Annotated in this window: 5 protein-coding genes and 2 tRNA genes; 4 read left to right on the top strand and 3 right to left on the bottom strand. The window is 22.2% G+C overall.

Annotation, left to right across the window (positions count from 1 at the left end):
* Positions 1 to 226 precede the first annotated feature (226 nt).
* The 3 genes from BGI41_RS06185 to BGI41_RS06195 form a co-directional block, all read right to left on the bottom strand.
* Positions 227 to 1,096: a hypothetical protein gene (locus BGI41_RS06185; RefSeq protein ID WP_088539559.1), complete on the bottom strand. Its 870-nt coding sequence runs from the start codon at positions 1,094 to 1,096 to the stop codon at positions 227 to 229.
* Positions 1,097 to 1,402: 306 nt separating this feature from the next.
* Positions 1,403 to 1,475: transfer RNA gene (locus BGI41_RS06190), tRNA-Thr, on the bottom strand.
* A gap of 32 nt (positions 1,476 to 1,507) precedes the next feature.
* A tRNA-Leu gene (locus BGI41_RS06195) sits at positions 1,508 to 1,590 on the bottom strand.
* Positions 1,591 to 1,965: 375 nt separating this feature from the next.
* Here BGI41_RS06195 and BGI41_RS06200 point away from each other — a divergent pair.
* From BGI41_RS06200 to BGI41_RS06215, 4 genes are all read left to right on the top strand, one after another.
* Positions 1,966 to 2,136 carry a DUF362 domain-containing protein gene (locus BGI41_RS06200; RefSeq protein ID WP_088539567.1) on the top strand — a complete coding sequence of 57 codons (171 nt, stop codon included), beginning with the start codon at positions 1,966 to 1,968 and terminating at the stop codon, positions 2,134 to 2,136.
* A 14-nt stretch (positions 2,137 to 2,150) separates the two neighbouring features.
* Positions 2,151 to 2,933, top strand: a complete 783-nt coding sequence (locus BGI41_RS06205) for an adhesin (protein ID WP_088539561.1) — start codon at positions 2,151 to 2,153, stop codon at positions 2,931 to 2,933.
* 98 nt (positions 2,934 to 3,031) lie between these two features.
* Positions 3,032 to 4,312 carry an oligosaccharide repeat unit polymerase family protein gene (locus BGI41_RS06210; protein WP_088539563.1) on the top strand — a complete coding sequence of 427 codons (1,281 nt, stop codon included), beginning with the start codon at positions 3,032 to 3,034 and terminating at the stop codon, positions 4,310 to 4,312.
* 382 nt (positions 4,313 to 4,694) lie between these two features.
* Complete coding sequence (locus BGI41_RS06215; protein ID WP_088539565.1) at positions 4,695 to 5,885, top strand: pyridoxal phosphate-dependent aminotransferase; 1,191 nt, start codon at positions 4,695 to 4,697, stop codon at positions 5,883 to 5,885.
* Positions 5,886 to 5,970 lie beyond the last annotated feature (85 nt).

A 5,970-nucleotide genomic window follows, 5' to 3' on the forward strand; every position in this document is an offset into this window, starting at 1 on the left:
ATAAAAAATTAATAAAAAAATAAAAAAATTATATGAATTAATAAAAAAAATTAGGAAAAATAAAATTAAAATTAGAAAATAAATAAAATAATTATATAAATTAATAAAAAATCATGCAAAAATAAAATGAAAATTAATAAAAATAATAAGAAAAATATGAATAAAATTAAAAAAAAATTAAAATTAAAAAAACAAAAACCAATGAAAAATAGATAAAATTAATTATCTACTTTTTTTTATTTGAAAAGAATTTTAAAGATTTTGATGAAGAATTAATTTTATCATCATCCATATCTGGATAACGAATATTTCTTCTAACTGATTTACCTTGTCTTTGATTTCTTGGAGCATTATGTCTTATATTCCGTCTAGGTCTTTCATACTCAAAATCATCATATCTAGTATAATTGTAAGGTCCATCATAATAAACATCACTTTGATATTCTTCTCTATATACATTTGGACGGTATACTTTTTTAGAATAGTGATTATTTCTTTTTGGTGATGAACTAACAGATTTTCTTAAAAGAATGGAAAATATTACATATATTAAGACTAATGATATTAATAATGAAATAATAAATCCAAATTTATCAATTACAATCCCAACAACATTAGACATAGGATTACTTAAATCTGCTAATCCCCATCCTAAAAGTAAAAATCCACAAATAACTAGTAGAAAACCATTTACTTTTTTAAGAGTTTTAGAATCAAACATAGGATAAATACCTAAAATAATTAATCCAAAACCAATAACTCTAAATAAGTTATTACTAGTAACATCTTCAAGTTTCATAAATACAAATGAAGATCCAGAACTAAAGAATGCAAAAATATAACAAATTTCTATTAATAATATAACAACTAATGGAAATATATAAAATAATTCTAAATCTAACCGTGGTTTTGTAATATCAATATTTAAACCACCAGTTTCTTTATGTTTTTCATCAATATATCCAGTTATAAAATTATAAAGAACTGACGAAAATACAGAACCTACAACAGTTCCAGATAAACCAAATTTTGCAGTTAAAATAGCGACTAGACCGGAAACAATTCCTGCCCAAATAATTTTTTGATGCTCAACCAAATAAATCACTTCCGAATTTATCACTAAACTTAATAAACATTCTAATTAAAAAATAAACAAAATTTCAAATTTATTAAAGAAAAAAATAATTAAATAAATTATTTATTTTTTAATTAAAACCCTTAATTAAATTTGATTCTATATTCTTTTTTAAGTATAATAATATAAAAAATTTTCTATAAGTTGAAAAATAAAAAATACAATAAAATAAAGTAAAAAAATACTTAAAAAGAAAAATAAAGAATAAATATTAGTTAAAAATGATTATTAATAAAAAATAAGTATATTAATAAAAATAATTATAAGAGCTTTAGGGGGGATTCGGACCCCCGACTTCCACCTTACCAAGGTGGCGCTCTACCAGCTGAGCCACTAAAGCATTGAAATAAAAAAATATATAAAAAAGTTCAGTGCAAGGGAAGGGATTCGAACCCTCGAAGGCCTACACCAGAGGATCTTAAGTCCTCCCCCTTTGGCCGCTCGGGCACCCTTGCATACAATACAATTTTAGTAATATCTCATATATAAATGTATCGATTTTTACTAAAAATCATTAAGAAAACTAAAAAATATTTTAAAAAAATATGTTTTCAAAAAAGTACAGATTATACTTTTGTTAAAAAAACTATATAAATCTTAAGATATTTAAAATAGTAATTCATTTTATATTATGTATGTCATAATATAAAAAGTATACGATTATAATAGTATATTTTTATAAAAAAATGAAAATATTAAAAAAATAAATCTTTTAGTATATTTAAAATTTATAAAAATTATTAAATAATAGATATAATAAATAATATTTAGTTCTATAAGTTATATTATATATTATTAATAATATTAAAAAACCATAAGGTGTTAAATTGATTGTAATAGATTCTGATGAATGTGGAGTTTGTGAAGATTGTATTGATGTTTGCCCAAATGAAGCAATAGAAAAAAGAGCATTTACTATAATTGTTAATGCAGAACTTTGTGATGACTGTGAAGAATGTATTGAAGTTTGTCCTACTGGTGCAATATACGAAGAAGATTAATAAAGGTAAAAACCATGAAAAAGCCTAATTTTTTAAATAAACTTACAATAATTGATTATATAATAATTATTGTAATTATATTAGTAGCATGTATTGCAATATTACATATTTCTCCAGGTTCTAATGAATCTGATTCATCATCTTATGATGCATCAACTTTTGATAAAGTTACACAAAAATATTTAAGTTTTTATAGTGAAGGAGAAATAGTTAAAACTACAATTAAAGGTGTAAATGCAAGTTCTGGAGAAGAGGTAACTGTTCATGGTACAATCCTATGGTGTGATAATAGTTATGATAATAAAAATATGCGAGTCCTTGTAAATGATAATGGAAAAAAAATACTTGGAGGAACATATGACAATAACCCTGATGGAGATATTTATATTAATCAAATGACACTAGAAGTTGATGGAAGTAAAGTAAAAAATATTACAGAAATTAAGATAAATCCAATATCAATAACTAGTTTTAATGAATTAAATAAAGGACTTGAAAATTATACAAACTATGAAATATCAACAAAAATTTCAATAAATGATTTAAACATAGTATCTTACCAAAATATAGAAAATCAAGAGTTTAATATTACAAAAAAACCATGTATGACCATATTTAATAATAAACAATTAAAAATTGTAAGAGCTAATAACGAAGATTTAAAAATAGCAGATCAAAACTACAAATCATTTGAAGGAAAAACATCTCCAATAACAATTCGTATTTATAATTGTACAAATGAAGAATTAAACATAATTAAATCAAATTATAATATTATTAATATAAAACATATATAAATTAATTATTTACTTTAAACTAAAAAAGTAATAGATTAAATAGCTAAATAACTTACAATTATTAATATAAATTAATCTAAAATTAAAATGATGATATTATGAGTTATATATATTCTATTATTACAAAGTTATGTAGATTCATAGAACAGGAAATAAGAGAATCTTATATTTTTTATATAATTCATAGTATATTCTTATTTTTTGATAGGCAATGGGAAAAAAGTATACTAAAAAAAATTTATCCCCATAATAATAAAGAACTTATTAAAAGTAATATATTAAAAAACGATTTGTTTGACCCATTAATTATAATATTTTTATTTAGTCTATTTTTAATACTTGGATTAAAAGCTGTATCTTATTCTTTAACATTAAACATAATAATAGCATTTATATCTTTTATTATAGGTGCAAAAATAATTCCAAAATATCTTTTTAATGATAAAACTAAATTAAAAATCATAAATTTTAATCCAGAAGATATTTACCCAATAGGATTTTGTTTATTATTAATTGGAATAATATTTTTCTTTATAAATATTGGATATCTTAAAGGAATTCCTCTTCTTCATCCAACATTAAGATATAAATTAAAAGCAGCATTAACTATGCCAGTATTTTTAATTATTCCTGGAATAAGCATTATGGAATCTTATTATTTACATCTTAAAAATGAAGGTAAGCTTACAAGATCACAAGTAAGATTCCGATTTTTATTCTTAAACATGATTGGTGTAATATTACTTCTTGTATTAGCATATAGAACACCAATACTTGCATTATTATTACTAATGATAATTATTGGATATTATGGAGACAGTATTTCAATAAATGAAGTAGTAATAGTTGGAATAATTGGACTATTAGGTTTAATTGGAATTGGATATATGAGATCTTTAAGTGAAATGTTAATTACAAGTAATACAAATCCATTTTATACTTTAGAAAGTAGAGCTACATTTACAATTAATGTACTTGATTTATTAAGTACATTATCAGGTAACTTTGGTTTAATGCATGGCGGATTTATTCTAAAAAGTTTACCTGGAAGTGATTATGGCCCTCGAATGATGGTTGGACAACTATTAAACTGGAGAAATGGTGTAACTATTACACCAACAATCATAGGTCCTATGTTAATAGACTTTGGTAGAATAGGTGTAGCAGTAGGAATGTTTTTTATTGGACTTATACTTGGAGTTGGATATAAATTATTAAAAATAAGTAAAAATTATTTTTATATTGGATTATATGGACTCTTGTTAACATATACAATACTTGGAATTGAAACTGGAATATTAGATATACAAGTCCTTTTTTATTTCTTTGTAGGAATACTTGTATACTTAGCAAATATTTTATATTCTAAATTTTACTAAAAACATTTAAAATATAAATTAAAATAAAATATTTAAAAATATTAGAATAATAAATAAAAGTTTATTATTAAAAAATATTGAAAGGATATATTTATTAAAGAATTTTGTAAAAATATTTATCTTTATTAATAAATTTTTAATAAAAATACAATAAATAAAAAAATTAATAAAAACTAGTAATAAATTAATAAAAAATAAGTAATGATTAGATTAAAGGAAATAAATAACATAAATAATTTTATTAATGAAGATTTATAAAGATAATAAAGGTTAATATTTTATACTAATTATATTACAGTTGAAAAATACTAAAAAAATAAGTTAAGATTTTTCAACATTAATTATTATTAATTTTTTTAAAAAAAGTAATTTTTGTGATAGGATGCAAAACAATAAAAAAGGACACAAAATTAGTGTACCTGAAAAAAAATATAAAAAGACTCCTAAAATCCCCCCAAAAGGATTTGAGAGTACAAACGATTTTTTCAATTATACATTTGAAAATAAAGACTTAATATGGATGGGTCAAAATACTAATCATTTACATGATGAAAACATTATTAATAATGCAATGATTAAATGTATTGAAAGTAAAGAATATTGTAAATATCCTGCTCCAGAAGGATTTCCAGAATTAAAAAAACTTATTTTAGAAGATTTAGATTTAGATCCTGAATTTATGGATGTTTATGTTTCAGCAGGAGCTACAGAATCATTACATTTATGTATGCATAATATATTACAACCTGAAGATAATGTAATTACATGTGATCCTGGTTACTTAATTATTGGATCATTTGCAGAAAGATTTGCTAAAGAAGTTAAATATGTACCAATTTATAATAAAGAATGTAATTATAAATTAACTCCAAAACTTATTAGGGAAAATTTAGATGAAAATACTAAAATTATAGTATTAATTGATCCATTAAACCCACTTGGAACTGCATATACAGAAGAAGAAATTAAAGAAATTGCTGAAATTGCAATAGAAAATGATATCTTCTTAATACATGATGTTACATACAGAGACTTTGCAAGAAAACATTTCCTAGCAGCAAAATATGCACCAAATAACACTTTAACAATTTATAGTTTTTCAAAAATATTTGGTATGGCAGGATTAAGAATTGGAGCAGTAGTAGGACCAAAATCTCTTATTTCATCAATTAAAAATGTAGTTGTAAATGATTTAGGTGTAAATATAGTTGCACAAATAGGTGCAATTGCTGGACTTAAATCTAAACCAGAATGGATAGATAGAATAATAAAAACTACATTTGAAAATCAAAAATTAATTAAAGAAGCTGTTGATAAAATTGATGGTATATTCCTTCCAGTTTACCCCGCAGATGCAAACATGATGGTTATTGATTTAACTGATACTGGTATAAAAGCAAAAGAATTATCTAATTATCTTCTTGATAAAGATATATTCGTAAGAGAAGGAAATTATACTAGTAAAAGATTTGGAGACAGATATTTGCGTATTAGTTTCTCAATACCAACTGAAGAAGTTAAAGTATTTTGTGAAGAACTTCCTAAAGCAATTGAAGCTCTTAGAACTAAATAAATTAATTTCTTTTTTTAATTCTTTTTTTAATAAAATTAACAAAAAAACTAGCTAACTAAAAAATATAAAAAATACTTCTTTTTAT

It is taken from the genome of Methanobrevibacter sp. 87.7, from assembly GCF_002208625.1.
Taxonomy (GTDB): domain Archaea; phylum Methanobacteriota; class Methanobacteria; order Methanobacteriales; family Methanobacteriaceae; genus Methanarmilla.